The organism is Streptococcus mitis, from assembly GCF_002096855.1.
Lineage (GTDB): Bacteria > Bacillota > Bacilli > Lactobacillales > Streptococcaceae > Streptococcus > Streptococcus mitis_Y.
In genome coordinates, this window is sequence record NZ_NCVH01000033.1 from 243,090 (window position 1) to 268,105 (window position 25,016).

Annotated in this window: 21 protein-coding genes; 11 read left to right on the forward strand and 10 right to left on the reverse strand. The window is 41.4% G+C overall.

The window, feature by feature from the left end; all coding sequences use genetic code 11:
* Positions 1-123: 123 nt before the first annotated feature.
* Genes rnc through ftsY form a run of 5 tightly spaced genes read left to right on the forward strand, consistent with a single transcriptional unit; the run spans position 124 to position 7,227 of the window.
* Positions 124-822 carry a ribonuclease III gene (gene rnc / locus B7698_RS09455; protein WP_000661487.1) on the forward strand — a complete coding sequence of 233 codons (699 nt, stop codon included), beginning with the start codon at positions 124-126 and terminating at the stop codon, positions 820-822.
* Positions 813-4,352: a chromosome segregation protein SMC gene (gene smc / locus B7698_RS09460; protein WP_084865488.1), complete on the forward strand. Its 3,540-nt coding sequence runs from the start codon at positions 813-815 to the stop codon at positions 4,350-4,352. Before rnc ends, smc begins: the two co-directional genes overlap by 10 nt.
* Entirely contained in the window at positions 4,349-5,143 is a 795-nt protein-coding gene (locus tag B7698_RS09465) for a Cof-type HAD-IIB family hydrolase (RefSeq protein ID WP_084865490.1), read from the forward strand. The genes smc and B7698_RS09465 overlap by 4 nt, the downstream gene beginning before the upstream one ends.
* Positions 5,143-5,961: a Cof-type HAD-IIB family hydrolase gene (locus tag B7698_RS09470; protein WP_084865492.1), complete on the forward strand. Its 819-nt coding sequence runs from the start codon at positions 5,143-5,145 to the stop codon at positions 5,959-5,961. Before B7698_RS09465 ends, B7698_RS09470 begins: the two co-directional genes overlap by 1 nt.
* Before the next feature lie 3 nt (positions 5,962-5,964).
* Positions 5,965-7,227: a signal recognition particle-docking protein FtsY gene (gene ftsY, locus B7698_RS09475; protein WP_084865493.1), complete on the forward strand. Its 1,263-nt coding sequence runs from the start codon at positions 5,965-5,967 to the stop codon at positions 7,225-7,227.
* A gap of 45 nt (positions 7,228-7,272) precedes the next feature.
* Here the strand turns inward: ftsY and zwf are convergent, their stop codons facing one another.
* The 3 genes from zwf to B7698_RS09490 form a co-directional block, all read right to left on the reverse strand.
* On the reverse strand, positions 7,273-8,760 hold the full coding sequence (gene zwf / locus B7698_RS09480; RefSeq protein WP_049501794.1) for a glucose-6-phosphate dehydrogenase: 1,488 nt from the start codon (positions 8,758-8,760) through the stop codon (positions 7,273-7,275).
* Between the two features lie 150 nt (positions 8,761-8,910).
* Positions 8,911-9,651 (reverse strand): amino acid ABC transporter ATP-binding protein, encoded by a 741-nt coding sequence (locus B7698_RS09485; RefSeq protein WP_084865494.1) that lies wholly within the window; start codon positions 9,649-9,651, stop codon positions 8,911-8,913.
* On the reverse strand, positions 9,651-11,816 hold the full coding sequence (locus B7698_RS09490) for an ABC transporter substrate-binding protein/permease (protein ID WP_084865496.1): 2,166 nt from the start codon (positions 11,814-11,816) through the stop codon (positions 9,651-9,653). Before B7698_RS09490 ends, B7698_RS09485 begins: the two co-directional genes overlap by 1 nt.
* Before the next feature lie 167 nt (positions 11,817-11,983).
* Between B7698_RS09490 and B7698_RS09495 the strand changes: the two genes are divergently transcribed.
* From B7698_RS09495 to B7698_RS09505, 3 genes are all read left to right on the forward strand, one after another.
* Positions 11,984-12,937 carry a CPBP family intramembrane glutamic endopeptidase gene (locus B7698_RS09495; RefSeq protein ID WP_084865498.1) on the forward strand — a complete coding sequence of 318 codons (954 nt, stop codon included), beginning with the start codon at positions 11,984-11,986 and terminating at the stop codon, positions 12,935-12,937.
* A 76-nt stretch (positions 12,938-13,013) separates the two neighbouring features.
* On the forward strand, positions 13,014-15,002 hold the full coding sequence (gene uvrB, locus B7698_RS09500; RefSeq protein WP_084865501.1) for an excinuclease ABC subunit UvrB: 1,989 nt from the start codon (positions 13,014-13,016) through the stop codon (positions 15,000-15,002).
* Between the two features lie 22 nt (positions 15,003-15,024).
* Positions 15,025-15,492, forward strand: coding sequence for an 8-oxo-dGTP diphosphatase (locus tag B7698_RS09505; protein WP_084865503.1), 468 nt, complete (start codon positions 15,025-15,027; stop codon positions 15,490-15,492).
* Here B7698_RS09505 and B7698_RS09510 read toward each other — a convergent pair.
* The 5 genes from B7698_RS09510 to coaB form a co-directional block, all read right to left on the reverse strand.
* Positions 15,489-16,004, reverse strand: a complete 516-nt coding sequence (locus tag B7698_RS09510) for a transcription repressor NadR (protein ID WP_000159184.1) — start codon at positions 16,002-16,004, stop codon at positions 15,489-15,491. The two genes, B7698_RS09505 and B7698_RS09510, sit on opposite strands and share 4 nt — an antisense overlap.
* Before the next feature lie 11 nt (positions 16,005-16,015).
* The gene (locus tag B7698_RS09515; RefSeq protein ID WP_001097395.1) at positions 16,016-16,543 is read right to left on the reverse strand and encodes an ECF transporter S component; all 528 of its coding nucleotides are present in this window, start codon (positions 16,541-16,543) and stop codon (positions 16,016-16,018) included.
* 175 nt (positions 16,544-16,718) lie between these two features.
* Positions 16,719-17,282 (reverse strand): ECF transporter S component, encoded by a 564-nt coding sequence (locus tag B7698_RS09520; RefSeq protein WP_000747412.1) that lies wholly within the window; start codon positions 17,280-17,282, stop codon positions 16,719-16,721.
* Positions 17,266-17,817 (reverse strand): phosphopantothenoylcysteine decarboxylase, encoded by a 552-nt coding sequence (gene coaC / locus B7698_RS09525; RefSeq protein WP_084865505.1) that lies wholly within the window; start codon positions 17,815-17,817, stop codon positions 17,266-17,268. The genes B7698_RS09520 and coaC overlap by 17 nt, the downstream gene beginning before the upstream one ends.
* 11 nt (positions 17,818-17,828) lie before the next feature.
* The gene (gene coaB, locus B7698_RS09530; RefSeq protein WP_004254191.1) at positions 17,829-18,518 is read right to left on the reverse strand and encodes a phosphopantothenate--cysteine ligase; all 690 of its coding nucleotides are present in this window, start codon (positions 18,516-18,518) and stop codon (positions 17,829-17,831) included.
* 225 nt (positions 18,519-18,743) lie between these two features.
* Here coaB and B7698_RS09535 point away from each other — a divergent pair, with 225 nt between their 5' ends.
* The 3 genes from B7698_RS09535 to radC all read left to right on the forward strand — a co-directional run bounded on the left by B7698_RS09535 (position 18,744) and on the right by radC (position 23,590).
* Entirely contained in the window at positions 18,744-20,414 is a 1,671-nt protein-coding gene (locus tag B7698_RS09535; RefSeq protein WP_033685156.1) for a formate--tetrahydrofolate ligase, read from the forward strand.
* A gap of 161 nt (positions 20,415-20,575) precedes the next feature.
* Positions 20,576-22,867 (forward strand): DNA helicase PcrA, encoded by a 2,292-nt coding sequence (pcrA, locus tag B7698_RS09540; protein ID WP_084865506.1) that lies wholly within the window; start codon positions 20,576-20,578, stop codon positions 22,865-22,867.
* Between the two features lie 42 nt (positions 22,868-22,909).
* Positions 22,910-23,590, forward strand: coding sequence for a RadC family protein (gene radC, locus B7698_RS09545; RefSeq protein WP_084865508.1), 681 nt, complete (start codon positions 22,910-22,912; stop codon positions 23,588-23,590).
* Here radC and B7698_RS09550 read toward each other — a convergent pair.
* Both B7698_RS09550 and B7698_RS09555 read right to left on the reverse strand, forming a co-directional pair.
* Positions 23,587-24,276 carry a gamma-glutamyl-gamma-aminobutyrate hydrolase family protein gene (locus tag B7698_RS09550; RefSeq protein ID WP_084865511.1) on the reverse strand — a complete coding sequence of 230 codons (690 nt, stop codon included), beginning with the start codon at positions 24,274-24,276 and terminating at the stop codon, positions 23,587-23,589. The two genes, radC and B7698_RS09550, sit on opposite strands and share 4 nt — an antisense overlap.
* A gap of 17 nt (positions 24,277-24,293) precedes the next feature.
* Complete coding sequence (locus tag B7698_RS09555; protein WP_000653417.1) at positions 24,294-24,935, reverse strand: redox-sensing transcriptional repressor Rex; 642 nt, start codon at positions 24,933-24,935, stop codon at positions 24,294-24,296.
* Positions 24,936-25,016 lie beyond the last annotated feature (81 nt).

Consider the following 25,016-nt stretch of genomic DNA (forward strand, 5'->3'; position numbering starts at 1 on the left):
CCATAAAACTGAAAATCTCTGTCTAAAGAATTCCCAAATCCTCTCCAGTCCCGTTTTAGAGTGACTCAGGGGGCTTTTTTTGATATAATAAAAAGGACTGTTATCAGTTAGAAAGAGGTTGGTATGAAAGAATTACAAACTGTACTTAAAAACCATTTTGCAATCGAATTTGCAGACAAAAACTTACTGGAGACTGCCTTTACTCATACGAGTTATGCCAATGAGCACCGCCTCTTAAAAATTTCACACAATGAACGCTTGGAATTTTTAGGAGACGCTGTTCTACAGTTATTGATTTCAGAATATCTGTATAAAAAATATCCTAAAAAACCTGAAGGTGATTTGTCCAAACTCCGTGCCATGATTGTCCGCGAGGAGAGTTTGGCTGGTTTTGCGCGTGATTGCCAGTTTGATCAGTTTATCAAACTTGGTAAAGGGGAAGAAAAGTCTGGTGGGCGCAATCGTGACACCATTCTTGGTGATGCCTTTGAAGCCTTTCTTGGTGCCCTCCTTTTGGACAAGGATGTGGCCAAGGTCAAGGAATTTATCTATCAAGTCATGATTCCTAAGGTTGAAGCAGGCGAATTTGAGATGATTACAGACTACAAAACCCATCTCCAAGAGTTGCTTCAGGTTAATGGGGATGTGGCTATCCGTTATCAGGTAATTTCTGAAACGGGTCCTGCCCACGATAAGGTCTTTGATGTAGAAGTTCTTGTCGAAGGTAAGAGCATTGGTCAAGGTCAAGGTCGTTCTAAGAAACTAGCAGAGCAGGAAGCTGCCAAAAATGCCGTTGAGAAAGGGCTGGATTCATGTATTTAAAGGAAATCGAAATTCAGGGATTCAAGTCTTTTGCTGACAAGACTAAGGTCGTTTTTGACCAAGGAGTGACTGCAGTTGTTGGTCCCAATGGATCTGGAAAGTCCAATATTACAGAAAGTCTTCGTTGGGCCTTGGGGGAGTCAAGTGTTAAGAGTCTCCGTGGTGGCAAGATGCCAGATGTCATCTTTGCTGGAACTGAAAGTCGCAAACCGCTCAATTATGCTTCTGTAGTTGTGACTCTGGATAATAATGACAGATTTATCAAGGATGCAGGTCAAGAAATCAGGGTAGAACGTCATATCTATCGCAGTGGAGATAGCGAATACAAGATTGACGGCAAGAAAGTCCGTCTGCGTGATATTCATGATCTTTTCTTGGATACTGGCTTGGGACGCGATTCCTTCTCCATTATTTCCCAAGGGAAGGTTGAGGAGATTTTCAATTCTAAGCCTGAAGAACGTCGTGCTATTTTTGAAGAAGCTGCAGGAGTTTTGAAATACAAGACTCGCAGAAAAGAAACTGAGAGTAAACTGCAGCAAACTCAGGATAATCTAGACCGTCTTGAAGACATTATCTACGAGTTGGATAATCAAATCAAGCCTCTTGAGAAGCAAGCTGAGAATGCCCGTAAGTTTTTAGACTTGGAAGGGCAACGCAAGGCTATTTATTTAGATGTTTTGGTTGCTCAAATCAAGGAAAATAAGGCTGAACTAGAGTCTACAGAAGAAGAGTTGGCTCAGGTTCAGGAACTCTTGACAAGCTATTACCAAAAGCGTGAAAAATTAGAAGAAGAAAATCAAACTCTTAAAAAGCAACGCCAAGATTTACAGGCTGAAATGGCCAAAGACCAAGTCAGTTTGATGGATTTGACCAGTCTGATTAGTGATTTAGAGAGAAAATTAGCCCTATCGAAACTGGAATCTGAGCAAGTAGCTCTGAATCAACAGGAAGCACAAGCTCGTTTGGCTGCTTTGGAGGATAAGAGAAATGCTCTAAGTCAGGAAAAGACTGAAAAAGAAAGCTCTTTAGCCCTCTTAGAAGAAAATCTAGTCCAAAATAATCAAAAACTCAATCGTTTAGAAGCTGAATTACTGGCTTTTTCAGATGATCCTGATCAGATGATTGAGCTCTTACGTGAACGCTTTGTAGCCCTTTTACAAGAAGAAGCCGATGTGTCAAACCAACTGACCCGCATCGAGAATGAGTTGGAAAATAGCCGTCAGCTTTCTCAAAAACAAGCAGATCAACTAGAAAAGCTGAAAGAACAGCTGGCTACAGCTAAAGAGAAGGCTAGTCAGCAAAAGGCGGAGCTTGAAACTGCCAAGGAGCAGGTTCAGAAATTATTGGCCGACTATCAAGCTATTGCCAAGGAGCAAGAGGAACAGAAAACTTCCTATAAAGCTCAACAAAGTCAACTCTTTGATCGTCTGGATAATCTCAAAAACAAGCAGGCCAGAGCTCAGAGTTTGGAAAACATCCTGAGAAATCATAGTAACTTTTATGCAGGTGTTAAGAGTGTTCTCCAAGAAAAAGACCGCCTTGGTGGAATTATTGGTGCAGTCAGTGAGCACCTGACTTTTGATGTGCATTATCAAACTGCCTTAGAGATTGCTCTTGGAGCCAGCAGTCAGCATATCATCGTAGAAGATGAAGAGTCGGCAACCAAAGCCATTGATTTCCTTAAACGAAACAGAGCTGGTCGTGCAACCTTCCTTCCTTTGACAACAATCAAGGCTCGTACGATTTCTAGCCAGAATCAAGATGCTATCGCTGCAAGTCCGGGATTTCTGGGCATGGCAGATGAGCTGGTGATATTCGATACTAGACTGGAGGCTATTTTCAAGAATTTGCTAGCTACGACGGCTATCTTTGATACCGTAGAACACGCGCGTGCAGCAGCTCGCCAAGTTCGTTATCAGGTTCGCATGGTGACATTGGATGGGACAGAACTTCGTACAGGTGGTTCCTATGCAGGTGGAGCCAATCGTCAGAATAACAGTATTTTTATCAAGCCAGAACTGGAGCAATTGCAAAAAGAAATTGCTGAAGAAGAAGTAAGCTTACGTTCAGAAGAAGCGAGTTTGAAGGTATTGCAAGATGAGATGGCTAGATTGACTGAATCATTAGAAGCCATCAAATCTCAGGGTGAGCAGGCTCGTATCCAGGAGCAAGGCTTGTCTCTTGCTTATCAGCAGACCAGTCAGCAAGTTGAAGAGCTAGAAACTCTTTGGAAACTCCAAGAAGAGGAATTAGATCGTCTTTCTGACGGAGATTGGCAAGCAGATAAGGAAAAATGCCAAGCACGCCTTGCTACTATCGCCAGTGACAAGCAAAATCTGGAAGCTGAGATTGAAGAGATTAAGTCTAACAAAAATGCCATCCAAGAACGTTATCAGAACTTGCAAGAACAGGTAGCGCAAGCTCGCTTGCTTAAGACAGAACTACAAGGGCAAAAACGTTATGAAGTAGCTGATATTGAGCGTTTAGGCAAAGAATTGGACAATTTAGATATCGAACAAGAGGAAATCCAGCGCCTTCTTCAAGAAAAGGTTGACAATCTTGAGAAAGTTGATACAGAATTGCTCAGTCAACAGGCTGAAGAAGCCAAAATGCAGAAAACAAACCTCCAACAAGGTTTGATTCGTAAGCAGTTTGAATTAGATGATATTGAAGGTCAACTGGATGATATTGCTAGTCATTTGGATCAGGCTCGCCAGCAGAATGAGGAGTGGATTCGCAAGCAAACGCGTGCTGAAGCCAAGAAAGAAAAGGTCAGCGAGCGCTTACGCCATTTACAAAGTCAATTAACAGACCAGTATCAGATTAGCTATACTGAAGCACTAGAAAAGGCACATGAATTGGAAAACCTCAATCTGGCAGAGCAAGAGGTGCAGGAATTAGAGAAGGCTATTCGCTCACTGGGTCCTGTCAATTTGGAAGCTATTGACCAGTACGAAGAAGTCCACAATCGTTTGGATTTCCTAAATAGCCAGCGAGATGATATTTTGTCAGCGAAAAATCTGCTTCTTGAGACCATTACAGAGATGAATGATGAGGTCAAGGAACGCTTTAAATCAACCTTTGAAGCCATTCGTGAGTCCTTTAAAGTGACCTTCAAGCAGATGTTTGGTGGAGGTCAGGCGGACCTCATTTTGACTGAGGGAGACTTGCTGACAGCTGGGGTTGAGATTTCTGTTCAACCTCCAGGTAAGAAAATCCAGTCGCTTAACCTCATGAGTGGTGGTGAAAAAGCTCTATCGGCTCTAGCTTTGCTTTTCTCTATTATTCGTGTCAAGACTATTCCATTTGTTATCTTGGATGAGGTAGAAGCTGCGCTGGACGAAGCTAATGTTAAACGTTTTGGAGATTACCTCAATCGATTTGACAAGGACAGCCAGTTCATCGTTGTAACCCACCGTAAAGGAACCATGGCAGCGGCTGATTCCATCTATGGAGTGACCATGCAAGAGTCAGGTGTCTCAAAAATTGTTTCAGTTAAGTTAAAAGATTTAGAAAGTATTGAAGGATGACAATTAAACTAGTAGCAACGGATATGGACGGAACCTTCCTAGATGGGAATGGACGCTTTGATATGGACCGCCTCAAGTCTCTCTTGGCTTCCTACAAGGAAAAAAGGATTTACTTTGCGGTAGCTTCAGGGCGCGGATTTCTATCCTTAGAAAAATTATTTGCTGATGTTCGTGATGACATTATTTTTATCGCGGAAAATGGCAGTCTGGTAGAATATCAAGGTCAGGACTTGTATGAAGCGACTATGTCTCGTGAGTTTTATCTATCAACTTTTGAAATGCTGAAAACTTCACCTTATGTAGATATCAATAAACTGCTCTTGACGGGGAAAAAAGGCTCTTATGTGCTAGATACGGTTGATGAGACCTATTTGAAAGTGAGTCAGCACTATAATGAAAATATCCAAAAAGTAGCGAGTCTAGAAGACATTACAGATGACATTTTCAAATTTACAACCAACTTCACAGAAGAAACGCTGGAAGCTGGTGAAGCTTGGGTCAATGAACATGTTCCTGGTGTTAAGGCCATGACAACTGGCTTTGAATCTATTGATATTGTTCTGGACTATGTCGATAAGGGAGTGGCCATTGTTGAATTGGCTAAAAAACTTGGCATCACAATGGATCAGGTTATGGCTTTTGGAGACAATCTTAATGACTTACATATGATGCAGGTTGTGGGACATCCTGTAGCTCCTGAAAATGCACGACCAGAAATTTTAGAATTAGCAGAGACAGTGATTGGTCACCATAAGGACCAGTCGGTTATCGCTTATATGGAGGGTTTATAATGGCAGATATAAAATTGATTGCATTGGACTTAGATGGGACCTTGCTGACTACTGATAAAAGGCTGACGGATCGTACCAAGGCAACTTTGAAAGCTGCGCGTGATCGTGGTATCAAGGTCGTATTGACAACTGGTCGTCCCTTAAAAGCTATGGATTTCTTTCTCCATGAGCTAGGGACTGACGACCAAGAAGATGAGTATACCATTACCTTTAATGGTGGTTTGGTTCAGAAAAATACAGGTGAAATCCTTGATAAAACAGTCTTTTCATATGATGATGTGGCACGCTTGTATGAAGAAACAGAGAAATTATCACTGCCTCTTGATGCTATCTCAGAAGGAACTGTCTATCAAATTCAATCGGACCAAGAAAGTCTTTATGCCAAATTCAATCCAGCATTGACCTTTGTTCCAGTGGACTTTGCAGACTTGTCTAGTCAAATGACTTACAATAAATGTGTGACTGCCTTTGCTCAAGAACCCTTGGATGCAGCCATTCAGAAGATATCTCCAGAATTGTTTGACCAATATGAAATCTTCAAATCACGTGAGATGTTATTAGAATGGTCACCAAAGAATGTTCATAAGGCAACAGGTTTGGCAAAACTAATCAGCCATCTTGGAATCGACAAAAGCCAAGTCATGGCTTGTGGTGACGAGGCCAATGACCTTTCTATGATTGAATGGGCAGGGCTCGGTGTTGCCATGCAAAATGCTGTTCCTGAAGTCAAGGCAGTCGCAAATGTAGTGACACCAATGACCAATGATGAAGAGGCTGTCGCCTGGGCTATCGAAGAGTATGTATTAAAGGAGAACTAAGATATGGGATTATTTGACCGTCTATTCGGAAAAAAAGAAGAACCTAAAATCGGAGAAGTTGTAAAAGAAGCTCTGGAAAATCTTGATTTGTCTGAAGATGCTGAGCCTGCCTTAACAGAAGCTGAGAAAGTTCCTCAAGAAGATGCAGAGGTTGAAAGTTCTGAAGAAGATCTGCTCCAAGAAGAGGAAAATCAAGAGACAGTTGAAGAGAGTCAGGATTCAGAGCCAGTTGTAGAAGTTTCTCAAGAAGAAGTCCCAGAGGAAGAGAATACTGAGCTCCTAGAAACTGTAGAAGAAAATAGTTCTGAAGTTCTTGAAGAAGAAATGACTCAAGCAGAAGAAACTGTTCAGGAAAAATATGACCGTAGTCTTAAAAAGACTCGTACAGGCTTTGGTGCTCGCTTGAATGCTTTCTTTGCTAATTTCCGTTCTGTTGACGAAGAATTTTTCGAGGAACTGGAAGAACTGCTGATCATGAGCGACGTTGGTGTCCAGGTGGCTTCTAACTTAACAGAGGAGTTACGTTACGAAGCCAAGCTTGAAAACGCTAAGAAACCCGACGCACTACGTCGTGTTATCATTGAGAAATTGGTTGAGCTTTATGAAAAGGATGGCAACTATGATGAAAGTATCCACTTCCAAGATGGCTTGACAGTCATGCTCTTTGTCGGTGTTAATGGTGTCGGGAAAACAACTTCTATCGGGAAACTAGCCCACCGCTACAAACAAGCTGGTAAGAAGGTCATGCTGGTTGCGGCAGATACCTTCCGTGCAGGGGCGGTAGCCCAGCTAGCTGAATGGGGTCGACGAGTAGATGTTCCAGTAGTGACTGGACCTGAGAAAGCTGACCCAGCCAGTGTAGTCTTTGATGGAATGGAACGTGCCGTAGCTGAAGGTATCGATATTCTTATGATTGATACCGCTGGTCGTCTGCAAAACAAGGACAACCTCATGGCTGAGTTGGAGAAGATTGGTCGTATTATCAAACGTGTTGTGCCCGAAGCTCCGCATGAAACCTTCTTGGCACTTGATGCATCAACAGGTCAAAACGCTCTTGTACAGGCCAAAGAATTTTCAAAAATCACTCCTTTAACGGGAATTGTCTTGACTAAGATTGATGGAACTGCTCGAGGTGGTGTTGTTCTAGCTATCCGTGAAGAACTCAATATTCCTGTAAAATTGATTGGTTTTGGTGAAAAAATCGATGATATTGGAGAATTTAACTCAGAAAACTTTATGAAGGGTCTCTTGGAAGGCTTAATCTAATCAGAAGTAAAAATCCTGCAAGCTACAAACTTGCAGGAATTTTTTTTATTCTAAACGGCCATCTTGACGATAGGCGATATCTGGCTGCCAAGTCCATTTGGCACCGAATTTTTCAAGTAAGTCAAAGCTGGCTTGAGGTCCCATGCTTCCAGCTTTATAGTCATGAAGTGGGGCACCATTTTCAGCCCAGAGCTCTTCGATACGGTCAATCAATTTCCATGACGCACCAACTTCATCCCAGTGGCTAAAGTTAGTTGAGTTGTTATTTAAGACATCATAAATCAATTTTTCGTATGGTTCTGGAGAAGCACCAGTTGCGGTCGCATCTGTACGGTAATCAAGTGAGTTGGGAGCCAAGTTGAATTCTTCTCCTACTTGCTTCCCATTGAGGCTAAGAGAGAAGCCTTCTGTTGGTTGGATATAGATGGTCAAAATATTTGGAGCAAGTGGTTCTCCAAAGATAGAGTCCATTTGTTTAAATACGATGTTGACATGAGTTCCTTTTTCAGTCAGACGTTTACCAGTACGGAAGAAGAAAGGAACACCACGGAAGCGATCGCTGTCTACAAAGAAGGCACCAGATGCAAAGGTTTCAGTTGTAGATTCTGGATTCACATTTGGCTCACTACGATAAGAGATATATTTCATGCCATCAATCTTACCTGAACGGTATTGACCACGGATAAAGTGTTCTTTAAGCTCTTCATCCGTTGGATGATAGAGGTTTTTAAAGACCTTAATCTTTTCGGCACGAATCTCGTCTTTTGTGAAGCTTGCTGGCTTGTCCATAGCAAGGAGAGAAAGAAGTTGTAGTGTATGGTTTTGTACCATGTCACGGAGTGCACCAGATTGGTCATAGTAGCCACCACGTTCTTCTACACCCAAGCGCTCCGCAAAGGTAATTTGAACATTGTCGATAAAGTCCTTGTTCCACACATTTTCAAAAATCAAGTTTGCAAAGCGAACTGCAAAGATACTTTGGATCATTTCCTTACCAAGATAATGGTCAATACGGAAAATTTGTTCTTCGTCAAATGTTGCTAGGAGCTCGTCATTCAACTTGCTTGCAGTTGCGTAATCTGTACCAAATGGTTTTTCAACGATTAAGCGTTCAAAACCTTTACCGTCAACAATGTTTTCAGACTTGAGGTGTTTGGCAATAGTTCCAAAGAACTGAGGTGCCATAGACAAGAAGAAGAGCTTGTTGTGTTCAGCTTGGTACTTGTCATTTAGTTCAGCCTGCAATTGACGCAAAGCAATGTAGTGTTCTGTATCGTTGACATCATGACTTTGATAGTAGAAGTGGCTAGCGAACTCTTGAGCCTGTTCGGTACTATCTGCCAAATCAAGGATGGATTCGACTACAACAGATTCAAAATATTCCTTGCTCCAAGGACGACGAGCAGTTCCAATGACTGCAAAGTGCTCGGAAAGATTGCCGGATTTATATAGTCTAAAAAGGGAAGGGTAGAGCTTGCGTTTAGCCAGGTCTCCACTCGCACCGAAAATTGTAACAATAACCTTAGATGACATCTAGCTACCTAATTTCTATTTTTATTCCTAGTCTTGCTAGGTATGAGGAAACCTCATTTCATAAACTTAATTCTAACATAATTTTCCGAAAAATCAAAAAATCCAATACGAGATAGAAAAAAACTGCAAGGAAATCCTTACAGTTTGCGTTTAGACATTTAATACCTTGTCCAAGAACTCTTTCAGACGTGGGTGTTGTGGGTTATCAAAGATCTGATCTGGTGTTCCGTCTTCTAGGAATTCACCGTCTGCAGTAAAGATAACGCGGTTAGCAACCTGACGGGCAAATCCCATCTCATGGGTTACGATAATCATGGTCATGCCTTGCTCAGCCAATTCTTTCATAACGTTTAGTACGTCTCCAACCATCTCAGGGTCAAGGGCAGAAGTTGGTTCATCAAAGAGCATGATGTCTGGATTCATTGCTAGTCCACGAGCGATGGCCACACGTTGTTTTTGACCACCTGATAGGCTATCTGGGTTGGCATTAGCTTTATCTGCTAGCCCAACCTTGTCAAGCAACTCCATTCCCAATTTCTCAGCTTCTTCCTTAGTCATCAACTTGTGCTCAATAGGAGCAAAGGTGATATTGTCCAATACAGACATATGAGGGAAGAGGTTGAAGTGTTGGAATACCATTCCGATATTTTCACGGACGTGGTCAACGTTGGTTGTTTTTTCAGTTAAGTCATAACCGTTCACAGTGATGTGACCGTTAGTGACTTCTTCTAGAAGGTTGAGGCTACGGAGGAAGGTTGACTTACCAGAACCTGAAGGACCGATGATACAAACAACATCTCCTTCATAGAACTTAGTCGTAATTCCTTTTAGGACTTCATTTTTTCCGTAGTTTTTGTGTAAATCATTTACATCAATTTTTAATTTTGCCATTAACGAATCCTCTTTTCTAAGCGTTTCGCTAGTCTAGTCAAAAGTGTGATAATTACAAGATAGAAGATTGCAAGGATTGCATACATCTTGAAACTTTGGTAGTTACGCGCGATGATAATCTTACCAGTTTGGAAGAGTTCCACCAAACCGATAGCAGATACGATAGTTGTATCTTTAAGAGCGATAACGAATTGGTTGACAAAGTTTGGCAACATCAATTTAGTTGCTTGTGGCAAGATAATCTTACGCATGGTTTTTCCATAAGAGATACCCAAGCTTCGACTGGCTTCCATTTGACCAACTGGAACAGCCTGAATACCACCACGAACAATTTCAGCGATATAAGCCGCTGCATTGAGTGAGAGGGCAATGGTACCAGCTACGAAGTCGTTAATTGGACTTTGTTGGCCTGTCATAGACTCGATGAAGTTTGGAATTCCCCAGAAGATGAAGGCTGCAAGAATCATCAATGGAATACCACGGATAACGTCAACGAAAATCTCAGAGATCACACGAAGAGATTTGTAGGGACTAACACTAAACATACCGAAGATAATTCCGATAACAATAGCAATAGCAAATGAGATAAGAGCTAGAGCAAGAGTGATACCAAGCCCGCTAAGGAGTTGTTTGTAGTTGTTTTGAAGCAAGCCCCAGATAGTTGTCTCATCAACAGTGCTTGTTGAAGTAGATGAAGACTCGCTAGCTAGGTATTTATCAAGAATCTTTTGGAATTCTCCGTTTGCTTTAAGGTTTGCAAGTCCGTTATTGAACATTTCAATCAATTCTGGATTTGCTCCTTTTTTAACGGCAAAGGCTGTTTCACCGATTGGAGTTCCAGCGATTGGAGTCTTCAATTTTTGACCTTGGCTAATAGAATATTTGAGGACAGGCTCATCATCCATAACGGCATCTATAGCTCCAGTATTTAAACTGTCATACATTGAAGAACCATCAGCAAAAGTTTTGATTTTGTAACCGTATTTGCTTTGATTTTCTGTTAAGAAGGTTTGAGAAGCAGTTCCGTTTTTAACACCAACTGTCTTCCCTTTTAAATCTTCATAAGAAGCAATGGTGCTTGATTCTTTGACACCAAGGATAGTATTGGCAGTGTAGTAGGATTCTGAGAAGTCAAAAGTTGCCTTACGAGCATCTGTGACAGACATACCAGCAATGATACCATCAGCTTGTCCAGCTTGAACAGCACTGATAGCGGCATCAAAACCAGGGTTGGTGATTTCAATTTCGAAACCTTGGTCTTTAGCGATGGCCTTAATCAAGTCCATATCAATACCAGTAAATTGGTTGCTTGAATTTTGGAAAACAAAAGGTGCAAAAGAAGAATCACTGGCAATGATGTATTTAGCTTTAACAGGAGTTGCTTTTAGACCAGCTGCAGTTGTTGTGGTTGGTACTGCTGAAGAAGATGATGCAGTCCATTTCTTGATGATTTTATCAAGACTACCATCTTTTTTCATTTCAGCCAAGGCTTGGTTAAATTCAGTGATTAGGTGCTCGTATTTGCTACCTTTTTTAACACCGAAAGCAAAGCTACCTACAGCTTCACCATCCATTTCAATATGGAGGTCTTGACCTTGGTTGATGGCATATTCGATAACAGGTTTATCATCCATCATGGCATCGATGGCACCAGCACTCAAGCTGTTGTTCATCAAATCACCAGTATCAAATGTTTTAATACTAAAGCCGTATTTGTCTTTGATACTTTCAAGAAAACGTTGAGCGGCAGTTCCATTTTTAACACCAACAGTTTTACCTTTTAATTGGTCATACTGACTAATCTTGTGTGACTTTGTAGTTGCAATGACAACTTTTGTATCATAGTAAGTATCAGACATGGTAAAAACTTTTTCACGTTCAGCAGTTTTTGTCATTCCAGCCATGATAGCGTCAGCTTGACCAGCTTGAACTGCATTCACCGCTGCGTCAAAACCAGGATAAGACATCTGAATGTTCCATCCTTTAATTTCAGCGACTTTGTTGATAATGTCAACATCAATTCCTTTATAAGTTTGATCTGAATCTTTAAACTCAAAAGGTGCATAGGCGGTATCAGACACAATCTTAATAGTCTCTGCTTTTGCAATACCTAATGAGAAAATTGGGAATAAAATTAGCAAAAATGCTAGAAATTTTTTCTTCATTTTTAGTCTCCTTTTCCGAATATTTTTCCATTATATCAGAAAAAGTAAAAAAAGGCAAATTTTTATATTTCTGTGTCAGAAAATGTAACATTGTTTTTTTCTTTCTTGAACTGCTTCCACAAAGTGCTATAATAATAGTATATAATAGAAGAAAAGAGGACGGAGATATGAAGAACAAAAGAATTTTTAAAGACTTCCAAACTTCAAAAATGAGTTTAAACATTTACACAAGCCCCTTGTTAGCCTTTGCTTTTGTCTTCATAGGAGAGTTTGTGGCTTATACTCTGTATGGTATTAGTTTGTTAGCTCTTATCGGACTTGCTAGAAATTTTGGAGAGACTGGTCAAAATCTTGCAACCTACTTGCAGACCTTACAGCAGAGCTTGATGGATAAAACAAGTGACTTTCATTTAATTTTAGGATTACTGGCCTTTGGTTTTATTCTCAACACTGTGTTCAGATGGACTAGAAAAGTTGAGAAAAGATCTATTCGAACTTTAGGGTTTTATAGAGAAAATTTCCTCAGCAGTCTTCTGAAAGGATTTGGCTTAGGTTTGGCACTTTTTCTTCTGACCTTGTTAGGTTTAGTAGCCTTGGGGCAATATCGTTTTGAGTCCATTCATTTGAATCCTTATTCGCTTGCCTTTGTCATTTTTACCATTCCATTTTGGATTTTACAGGGGACAACAGAAGAAGTGGTGGCCCGTGCTTGGCTCCTTCCTCAATTGGCTTCAAGAACCAATCTAAAACTTGCTGTTGTTATATCTAGCATATTTTTTACCCTGCTTCATATGGGCAATTCTGGTCTAACACCTCTATCTCTAGTGAATCTCTTCTTATTCGGAGTTGCCATGGCTCTTTACCTTCTCAAAACTGATACAGTTTGGGGTGTTGCAGGTATTCATGGCGCCTGGAATTTTGCTCAGGGTAATCTCTTTGGGATTTTAGTTAGTGGTCAACCATCAGGAACGTCATTGATGACCTTTTTACCACAAGGCAATCAAGATTGGCTATCAGGTGGTTCTTTTGGCATAGAAGGTTCTATCATGACAAGTCTGGTTTTACTACTGCTGATTGTCTATCTCGCTTATCAATTAAAGAAAGAAAATGAAAGGATGTGACTTCGGTCTGTCCTTTTCTTCGTGAAAATGCTACAAGTATGCTAAAATAGGAATAGCACATCGAGAGAGGATTCTTATGATTAACCGCATTACAGATAATCAATTTAAACTAGTATCAAAATATCAACCATCAGGAGATCAACCCCAAGCTATCGAGCAATTGGTTGATAACATTGAGGGGGGAGAAAAAGCTCAGATTCTGATGGGGGCGACTGGAACAGGGAAGACCTATACCATGAGTCAGGTTATTTCCAAAGTTAATAAACCTACTCTGGTCATCGCCCACAATAAAACTCTAGCAGGACAGCTCTATGGGGAGTTTAAGGAATTTTTTCCTGAAAATGCAGTTGAGTACTTCGTATCCTACTATGACTATTACCAGCCAGAAGCCTATGTACCTTCTAGTGATACCTATATTGAAAAGGACAGCTCTGTCAATGACGAGATTGACAAGCTTCGTCACTCAGCAACTTCGGCTCTTTTGGAGCGCAATGATGTTATTGTCGTGGCCTCAGTCTCTTGTATCTATGGTTTGGGTTCGCCCAAGGAATACGCTGATAGTGTCGTGAGTCTCCGTCCAGGTCTTGAAATTTCTCGTGATAAACTCTTGAATGACTTGGTTGATATCCAGTTTGAACGTAATGATATTGATTTCCAACGGGGAAGATTTCGTGTGCGTGGGGATGTGGTGGAGATTTTCCCAGCATCTCGTGATGAACATGCCTTTCGAGTAGAATTTTTTGGAGATGAAATTGATCGTATTCGTGAAGTCGAAGCTTTGACAGGTCAAGTTCTCGGCGAAGTGGATCATTTGGCGATTTTCCCAGCGACTCACTTTGTGACCAATGATGACCACATGGAAGTAGCTATTGCTAAGATTGAGGCTGAGTTGGAGGAGCAGTTAGCTATCTTTGAGAAGGAAGGTAAGCTCCTCGAAGCGCAACGCTTGAAACAGCGTACAGAGTATGATATCGAGATGCTTCGTGAGATGGGCTATACAAACGGCGTTGAAAACTATTCACGTCATATGGATGGACGGAGCGAAGGTGAGCCTCCTTATACGCTTCTCGACTTCTTCCCAGATGATTTCTTGATCATGATTGATGAGAGCCACATGACCATGGGGCAAATAAAAGGTATGTATAATGGAGACCGCTCTCGTAAGGAAATGCTGGTTAATTATGGTTTCCGTTTGCCGTCAGCCTTGGACAATCGACCTCTCCGTCGGGAGGAGTTTGAGAGTCACGTTCATCAGATTGTTTACGTTTCAGCGACACCTGGTGACTATGAAAATGAACAGACCGAGACAGTGATTGAGCAAATCATTCGTCCGACAGGACTCTTGGATCCTGAGGTGGAAGTCCGTCCGACTATGGGACAGATTGATGACCTCTTAGGTGAAATCAATGCCCGTGTTGAAAAGAATGAACGAACCTTTATCACCACTTTGACTAAGAAAATGGCAGAAGACTTGACCGACTACTTCAAGGAAATGGGCATCAAGGTCAAGTACATGCACTCGGATATCAAGACCTTGGAGCGGACGGAGATAATTCGTGACCTACGCTTGGGTGTCTTTGACGTCTTGGTTGGAATCAACCTCCTTCGTGAAGGGATTGACGTTCCTGAAGTGAGCCTCGTAGCCATTCTCGATGCTGACAAGGAAGGTTTCCTTCGTAACGAACGTGGTTTAATCCAGACCATTGGACGTGCTGCCCGTAACAGCCAAGGTCATGTCATCATGTATGCTGACACCGTTACCCAGTCTATGCAACGTGCTATTGATGAAACTGCCCGTCGTCGGAAAATCCAGATGGCTTATAATGAAGAGCATGGTATCGTACCACAGACAATCAAGAAAGAAATCCGTGACCTGATTGCTGTGACCAAGGCAGTTGCTAAGGAAGAAGACAAGGAAGTTGACATCAACAGCCTTAACAAACAAGAGCGCAAAGAACTAGTCAAGAAACTTGAAAAACAAATGCAAGAAGCAGTTGAAGTGCTTGACTTTGAACTCGCTGCACAGATTCGCGATATGATGCTGGAAGTCAAGGCGTTAGATTAGAATATTATCTAAAGGAGAAAATATGTCCCGTTCCCAATTAACGATTTTAACAAACATTTGTCTGATTGAAGACCTCGAAACTCAGCGCGTGGTGATGCAGTATCGCTCTCCTGAAACCAATCGCTGGTCAGGTTATGCCTTTCCTGGAGGTCATGTAGAAAATGGTGAGGCTTTCGCAGAGTCTGTCATTCGTGAAATCTACGAAGAAACAGGATTGACTATCCAAAATCCTAAACTGGTAGGCATTAAAAATTGGCCACTGGATACAGGTGAGCGCTACATCGTTGTTTGTTATAAGGCGACAGAGTTTACTGGAAGTCTCCAATCCTCAGAGGAAGGAGAAGTATCTTGGGTGCAAAAAGACCAGATTCCAAACTTGGATCTGGCCTATGATATGCTACCTTTGATGGAGATGATGGAAGCTCCGGACAAATCTGAATTTTTCTACCGTCATCGTATAGAAGATGGCTGGGAGAAGAAAATCTTCTAGTCTTTTACTAAATAACCTAGCTGATCCAAGGCCTCCTCGATATAGCGGAGGTCTTGCTGTGTTTCAGCTTCGACTAGGTGGTAATGGATGCCATCTGTCAATTCAGACAGAGGTCTAAAATCTGAATGCTCGACTTGTTCTAGAAAATGTTGCACATCTCTGCGACAAGACAGTTTCAGCAAGGTTTCGATTTCTCCATAAACGGGATGGTCAATCAAGGTATTTTGAACACGTCCACCATTATCAACGATAGCAAGGAGTTCTTGACCGATTTCTTCAACTTCATGTTTCACTTTGAAAAGTTTGTGAACATAAGGATTGGTTTCAATTTGCTTATAGATGTAGCCACGATTAGTGGATAGGATAGGAGCGCCATCGGCTCTTAAAATTGCAATGTCCTGTACAATGACCTGGCGTGTAACATGAAAATGTTCAGCTAAACTTTGGCCATTGAGGGCTTTAGGAGCTTCTTTCAAGAGTTGGAGAAGGGCTTGTTTGCGATCTTTTGTCATAGTTCTTCCTTTTAACGGCGTTTTCGAAGCACTTTATAGACAGCTAGTGCCAATGTATAGTCTACCATACTATGGATAATTGTGCCAAATCCAACTAGTACAAATAGAACATAAAACATATTTTCTACATTGGTACCGGAAGTGGCGTAAAAAACGACACAGGCTAATACTTCAGCAAGGGCATGAATGATAGCTAAAACAAAGTTGAAAATCCAGGAAGATTTTGGTTTATCAAGAGTATCGGGGAATTTTTGTAAGTAAAGAGCTCCTAGAGTACCAAAAAAGATATGGGAAAAAGCTCGAAAAACGATAACCATGGGATAGCCAGCCATCAAGAATCCAAAACTAGAGGCTAGGATGACAAAAACTGCCATCAAGGGCGACAAGAACATGGCAATAAAAATAGCGATGTGGCTCCCCAAAGTGTAAGAAGCAGGTGGAATGACAATCTTGAAAGGCATCACAATCGGAATCAAAATTGCAATAGCCGTTAAGAGGGCAGTCATTGTCATAAATTGTGTCTTTTTCCGTGTATTCATAAGAATCTCCTTTTTAACTGTATATACACTAGTATAGTACAACAAACAAGACAATAAAGCAAGGATTTACTTAAGTTTATAGGCCATTTTAAATTAAATATTGGTAAAGATTTCACTAAAAAGAAACTGTATAGAGCAAAATCTCCACCTTCAGGTTTGAAAGTGGAGATTGTTTTTATTTTTTCAAAGTCTGTAGTCTTGGAACAATGGCTAGGGTTAGAACTGCGGAAATGACTAATTCGGCAATCGAATTTGTTGAGATAACGGTTGCTAGGAGTTTTTGGATATTACCATCAAAGACATTTCCAAAAAGGTAGAAAATTCCACCAAGTACAAAGACTGTGTTGGTAAGTGAACCAAGGGCACCAGCTAAAATCAGACCAGTCTTGTTTTTCATTAGTTTATAGACTAGATAAGGAGTTAAACCAATCAAAATACGTGGGACGATAGCTATGATAGCTGAGTAGATGTTTCCGTTTGGGACGAATGGTGAGAAGAGGTAGCTTGTTGGTAGAATCGTAATCGTGTTAACGGTCAAGCTAAGTAATCCCATTAAAAATCCAAGTGTAACCCCAACTCGTGGACCGTAGATAATGCTGGCAATAATGACAGGAATATGAACGATGGTCGGTTTGATTGGAAATGGGAAAAGGTTAAAGATAAGTGAGCTCAGAAAATGAATCACGAGCATGGTTGCAAAAAAGATAGCAATGGGTGCAATATTAGAGCGTTTTTTCATCGAGAGTTTCCTTTATTCTTTCTAAAATAATTGTGAGGTCAGCTAATGCTCCTCGTCCATGGTCTCCACAAGCTAGTAGGGATTCTTTTGGAGCGATCAGCTGATAGCCGTAGCTTTCTAATGTTTTCAGATTAGCCTGAGTTGCCGGATGGTCATACATTTTTGTATTCATTGCTGGTGCGATGAGTTTTGGGATATGACTTGGCAAGGCTAGAGCCGTACTGGTTACCATGTTGTCCGCAAAGCCGTGGGCTAGTTTTGCAATAGTGTTAGCAGTTGCAGGTACTACGATAAATAGATCAGTTTCTTTTCCAAGTTCAATATGATTGACTTGATTTGGATAGGGTTCCTTCATGACATCCAAATGAACAGGATTCTGTGAGAGTACCTGTAGTGTCAAAGGTTGGATAAACTCTGTAGCAGCCTGAGTCATTAAGACAGTGACTTGATGACCTTGTTTTTTTAGAGAACTGACTAAATCTGCCGACTTGTAAGAGGCGATAGACCCTGTTACAGCCAAGAGAATATGTGCCATAGCTTTCCTTTCTATGAATGATAGGCTTGAATTTTTTTAAGGAGGAGTTCTGCAATTTCTTCTTTAGTCTGGACTGTTTGAAGCTGATCTTTTTCAACAAAGATTGCACGATGCTGGTTTGCTGAGATTTGAGTGAGGTCATTTGCAATAATCAAGTCTGCTTGGTTATTGATAAGACTTTTTCTGGCAATCTCGATGAGATAATCCTCAGAGATATCAACCAGCAGTTTGAAACCAATCAGATGAATAGCAGGATTCCACTCCTTGACTAGAGAGATGATTTTGGGAGTCTTTTTTAGGAACAAAACCTGAACCTCATCAGTTGAAGAAATCTTAGCTTGATGATTTTGCTTGCTTAAAAATTCTTCTAGATTGGAGCTAGCTTGAACTTCCTCCAGCCCTGTCATATAGACAGGAGTGTAGTCAGATACGGCCATTGAGTGAATCAAGACCTGATAATCCTGAACACGTTCTTTCATTTCCAGAAGAAGGTTCTTGGTATTGTTAATTTCTCGAATACTTAGGTTGGGATGGGATTCTGGTTTCAAAGCTCTTTTTGTCGTTATTAAACAAACTTCATGCCCTGCAACAAGCAAGGTTTCTGTGATGATTTTCCCCAAACGACCGGTAGAATGGTTAGTGATAGAGCGGACGCTATCGATGGCTTCACTGGTACCGCCCGATGTAACTAAAATTTTCATAGCACTATTGTACACAAAAATAAACGGTAAGTAAAATGAAAGTGATAAAATTTTGGTAAAAGGAAAGAATATAGTTTCAAACTATAAAGCCATATAAAATTTAAGAAAGGACTCTAAAAACCTTAAAAACAGGGATATTTACGAACGTTTAGAGAGTTTTTGGATGTTAAAAATCTTGTTTTGTGTTATAATGAATTATCATATAAGAGGTTAGAGGAGTTTTGAATGAAAACAGATATTGAAATCGCACAGAGTATTGAGCTGAAGCCAATCGTTGATGTTGTAGAGAAACTTGGTATTTCTTACGACGATTTGGAGTTGTACGGAAAGTACAAGGCTAAGCTCAGCTTTGATAAAATTCGTGCAGTTGAGAGCAATCCAGTTGGAAAATTGATTCTGGTTACTGCCATCAACCCAACACCTGCAGGTGAAGGAAAATCAACCATTACCATTGGTCTTGCGGATGCCTTGAATAAGATTGGCAAGAAAACTATGATTGCTATTCGCGAACCATCTCTTGGTCCAGTAATGGGTATTAAGGGGGGTGCTGCTGGTGGTGGTTACGCTCAAGTTCTGCCAATGGAAGACATCAACCTTCACTTCACTGGAGACATGCATGCCATTACGACTGCAAACAATGCTCTTTCTGCCTTGATTGACAACCACTTACACCAAGGAAATGAGTTGGGAATTGACCAACGTCGTATCCTCTGGAAACGTGTAGTGGACTTGAATGATCGTGCCCTTCGCCATGTGAACGTTGGACTTGGTGGCCCTCTAAATGGTATTCCACGTGAGGATGGCTTTGATATTACAGTTGCTTCAGAAATCATGGCGATTCTTTGCTTGGCAACAGACATCGAGGACTTGAAACGCCGTTTGGCTAATATTGTTATCGGTTATCGCTATGATCGTACACCTGTTTCTGTAGGTGATTTGCAGGTTGAAGGTGCCTTAGCTTTGATCTTGAAGGATGCTATTAAGCCGAACCTGGTTCAGACAATTTACGGAACACCTGCCTTTGTACACGGTGGTCCATTTGCCAATATTGCTCACGGATGTAACTCTGTCTTGGCAACGACAACAGCCCTTCACTTGGCTGATTACACAGTTACTGAAGCTGGTTTTGGTGCAGACCTTGGTGCCGAGAAATTCCTTGATATTAAGACACCAAATTTGCCAACATCTCCAGATGCAGTAGTTATTGTAGCAACCCTTCGTGCCCTTAAGATGAATGGTGGCGTGGCTAAAGACGCTTTGACAGAGGAAAATGTGGAGGCGGTGCGTGCCGGTTTTGCTAACTTGAAACGCCATGTTGAAAATATCCGTAAGTTCGGTATTCCAGCAGTCGTAGCTATTAATGAATTTGTCTCTGATACAGAAGCTGAAATTGCAGCCTTGAAAGAACTTTGTGCTTCTATTGATGTGCCAGTTGAACTAGCAAGTGTCTGGGCTGATGGTGCAGAAGGTGGAGTAGCACTTGCCGAAACAGTTGTTAAGACTATCGCTGAAAACCCAGCTAACTATAAACGTTTGTATGACAATGACCTTTCTGTTCAAGAAAAGATTGAAAAGATTGTTACTGAAATCTACCGTGGTAGCAAAGTGAACTTTGAGAAGAAAGCTCAAACTCAAATCGCTCAAATCGTTCAAAACGGTTGGGACAAATTGCCAATCTGTATGGCTAAGACCCAGTATAGCTTCTCAGACAATCCAAATGCACTTGGAGCACCTGAAAACTTTGAAATTACCATTCGCGAATTGGTGCCAAAATTAGGTGCAGGCTTCATCGTTGCCTTAACTGGCGATGTCATGACCATGCCAGGACTTCCAAAACGACCAGCTGCTCTCAACATGGATGTTGAAAGCAATGGAACAGTATTAGGCTTGTTCTAGTATATCGCAATTGACTTTAAATGAGTTTGGAAATACTATCCAAGCTCATTTTTTATCTAAATATAAGAAGTTGCCTTCTACACGTAACCAGTCTAGGTAAAGATATTTTCCCTGAATTCTGATATAATAGAAATATTGACTTCAAGAGTAAGGAAGAGAAGATGAACGCATTATTAAATGGAATGAATGACCGTCAGGCTGAGGCGGTGCAAACGACAGAAGGTCCCTTGTTGATTATGGCGGGGGCTGGTTCTGGAAAGACCCGAGTTTTGACCCACCGCATTGCCTATCTGATTGATGAAAAGCTGATCAATCCGTGGAATATCTTGGCCATTACCTTTACTAATAAGGCTGCGCGTGAGATGAAGGAGCGTGCTTATAGCCTCAATCCAGCCACTCAGGACTGTCTGATTGCTTCCTTCCACTCCATGTGTGTTCGTATTTTGCGTCGCGATGCGGACCATATTGGCTACAACCGCAATTTCACTATTGTAGATCCTGGTGAACAGCGGACGCTCATGAAACGCATTCTCAAACAGTTGAACTTGGATCCTAAAAAATGGAATGAACGGAGCATTTTAGGGACCATTTCCAATGCTAAGAATGATTTGATTGATGATGTGGCTTATGCTGCTCAAGCTGGTGATATGTACACGCAAATCGTGGCTCAGTGTTATACAGCCTATCAGAAAGAATTGCGTCAGTCGGAGTCGGTTGACTTTGATGATTTGATTATGCTGACCTTGCGTCTCTTTGATCAGAATCCTGATGTCTTGACCTACTATCAACAGAAGTTTCAGTACATCCATGTTGATGAGTACCAAGATACCAACCATGCCCAGTATCAATTAGTCAAACTCTTGGCTTCGCGTTTTAAAAACATCTGTGTGGTTGGGGATGCGGATCAGTCTATCTATGGCTGGCGTGGTGCTGATATGCAGAATATCTTGGACTTCGAAAAGGATTATCCCCAAGCCAAGGTTGTTTTGTTGGAGGAGAATTACCGTTCAACTAAAACCATTCTGCAAGCGGCCAACGAGGTCATTAAAAATAATAAAAATCGCCGTCCTAAGAATCTCTGGACTCAAAATGCTGATGGGGAACAAATCGTTTACTATCGTGCCAATGATGAGTTGGATGAGGCTGTATTTGTAGCTAGAACCATCGATGAACTTAGTCGCAGTCAAAACTTCCTTCACAAGGATTTTGCAGTTCTCTATCGTACTAATGCGCAGTCTCGTACTATTGAGGAAGCCCTTCTTAAGTCCAATATTCCTTATACCATGGTTGGCGGAACAAAGTTCTACAGCCGTAAGGAAATCCGAGATATTATCGCTTACCTCAATCTTATTGCCAATTTGAGTGACAATATCAGTTTTGAGCGTATTATCAACGAGCCTAAGCGTGGAATTGGGCCAGGTACAGTCGAGAAAATTCGTGACTTTGCTAATATGCAAGACATGTCTATGCTAGATGCTTCAGCCAATATTATGTTGTCTGGTATCAAGGGTAAAGCAGCCCAGTCTATCTGGGATTTTGCCAATATGATTCTAGATTTACGAGAGCAGCTAGATCAATTAAACATTACAGAGTTGGTTGAGGCCGTCCTAGAAAAAACAGGTTACGTCGATATTCTAAATGCTCAAGCGACCTTAGAAAGCAAGGCTAGGGTTGAAAATATCGAAGAGTTCCTTTCTGTAACGAAAAACTTTGATGACACCTCTGATGAGCCAGAAGAGGAAACTGGTCTGGACAAGCTGAGTCGTTTCTTAAATGACTTGGCTTTGATTGCAGACACAGATTCAGGTAGTCAGGAGACATCAGAAGTTACCCTAATGACCCTGCATGCTGCCAAAGGCCTCGAGTTTCCAGTTGTCTTTTTGATTGGGATGGAAGAAAATGTCTTTCCGCTTAGCCGTGCAGCTGAGGATCCAGATGAATTAGAAGAAGAACGCCGTCTGGCCTATGTAGGAATTACGCGTGCAGAGAAAATTCTCTATCTGACCAATGCCAACTCGCGCCTGCTTTTTGGTCGTACCAACTACAATCGTCCGACTCGTTTTATTAACGAAATCAGCTCAGACTTACTTGAGTATCAAGGGTTGGCTCGTCCAGCAAATACAAGCTTTAAAGCATCATATAGTAGTGGTGGCCTTGCCTTCGGTCAAGGTATGAGTTTGGCGCAGGCCCTCCAAGACCGTAAACGCAGTGCGGCCCCAAAAACTATTCAGTCAAGCGGTCTCCCATTTGGTCAATTTACAGCTGGAGCAAAATCAGCGTCTAGCGAGACAAATTGGTCCATTGGTGACATTGCCCTCCACAAGAAATGGGGAGAGGGAACTGTTCTGGAAGTTTCAGGTAGCGGTGCTACTCAGGAATTAAAAATCAATTTCCCAGAAGTAGGTTTGAAAAAACTTTTAGCCAGTGTGGCTCCAATTGAGAAAAAAATCTAATTTTTCATCCTTCTCACGAATAATAAAGTGAGGAGGATTTTTATGTATAGTATTTCATTCCAAGAAGATTCACTGTTGCCAAGAGAAAGGCTGGCAAAAGAAGGAGTTGAAGCGCTCAGTAATCAAGAGTTGCTAGCTATTTTACTTAGGACAGGAACACGTCAAGCTAGCGTTTTTGAAATTGCCCAGAAAGTTTTGAACAATCTTTCAAGCCTAACGGATTTGAAAAAAATGACCCTGCAGGAATTGCAGAGTCTGTCTGGTATCGGTCGTGTTAAGGCTATAGAACTACAAGCTATGATCGAACTGGGCCATCGTATTCACAAACATGAGACTCTTGAGATGGAAAGTATTCTCAGTAGTCAAAAGTTGGCGAAGAAGATGCAACAGGAATTGGGGGACAAAAAACAAGAGCACCTGGTGGCGCTCTATCTCAATACTCAAAATCAAATCATCCATCAACAGACCATTTTTATCGGCTCTGCCACTCGTAGTATCGCTGAGCCGCGAGAGATTCTTCATTATGCCATCAAGCATATGGCGACCTCTCTCATCTTAGTTCACAATCATCCTTCGGGAGCTGTAGCCCCTAGCCGAAATGATGATCATGTTACAAAACTTGTCAAAGATGCTTGTGATCTGATGGGGATTGTCCTCTTGGACCATTTGATTGTCTCTCACTCCAGTTACTTTAGTTACCGTGAAAAAACAGATTTAATCTAAAGTTCATTAACGACATAGTCAAAGAGATTTTTATCTTTGGGACGATTTTCAAATAGAAACTCTGGATGCCATTGGACACCGAGAAAGGCGACATCATCCGTACTCATGACAGCTTCAATGATACCATCCTTAGGATCATGAGCTGCAATCTTTAAGTTAGGTGCTAAATCCTTAATACTCTGATGATGGAAGGAGTTGATATGGGAGATTTCTCCATAGATTTCTCGAAGAACTGTATCAGGTTCTGTCACCAAGCGTTGGGTTGTGTATTCGGCAGAACAATCCTGCCAGTGATCTTCGATATCTTGGTACAAAGTTCCACCCATGGCAACGTTAAAGAGTTGTGTTCCACGGCAGACAGAAAAAATTGGCTTTTTCTGTTTAATAGCTTCCTTGATGAGGGCCAGTTCAAAGATATCCCTTTGAGGGTGGTAGTCATCGCTATCGATGGTTTTTGGTTCACCATAGAATTTTGGATCAACATTTTGCCCACCTGTCAAGATGAGCTTGTCAATCATACTGATATAGTGGCAGGCCATTTCTTGATCACCAATCGGTAGGATGATGGGAATTCCTCCAGCTTCTTTAACGCCTTCAACAAAGCCTTTTGCTACGTAGCTCATCATGATGTCATCATCTGGATGAGTTTTTTCGTTTCCTGTAATCCCAATAACTGGTTTTTTCATAAAATGATTTTCGCTTTCTAATCCTCTTTTCGCATGAAGTAGAGGAGGGTTTGGAGTTCACTTGTCAAATCGACATACTGAACGACCACGTCTTTTGGTAAATGGAGATGGACTGGTGAAAAACTGAGAATTCCTTTCACGCCAGCATCCACCAAGAGATTAGCAACCTCTTGTGACTTGACGCTGGGAACTGTCAGGATAGCAGTCTTCACATCAGCATCCTTGATTTTATCCTTGATTTGAGAAATCCCGTAAATGGGAATCCCGTCAGGAGTTTGGGTACCGACTTCAGGATGGTCATCTAGGTCAAAGGCCATGATAATCTTCATCTTGTTACGCTCGTGGAAGCGGTAGTGGAGAAGGGCATGACCCATATTTCCAATACCAACCAGCATGACATTGGTAATGGAGTTATCATTGAGTAAATCGGCAAAAAATGTCATCAGTTTTTTGACATCATAGCCAAAACCACGGCGACCTAGTTCACCAAAGTAGGAAAAATCACGACGTACGGTCGCAGAATCGATACCGATAGCCTCAGCAATTTGCTTGGAGTTGGCACGTTCGATTTTTTCTGCATGAAATCTCTTGAAAATTCGATAGTAAAGAGAGAGTCTTTTTGCTGTTGCTTTTGGAATAGCAGACTGTTTATCTTTCACAAAATCACAACCTTTCTATTCTTCTATTTTATAGAAACATTGTGAAAAAATCAACAAAAACAAGAAAAAACTAAGAAATTT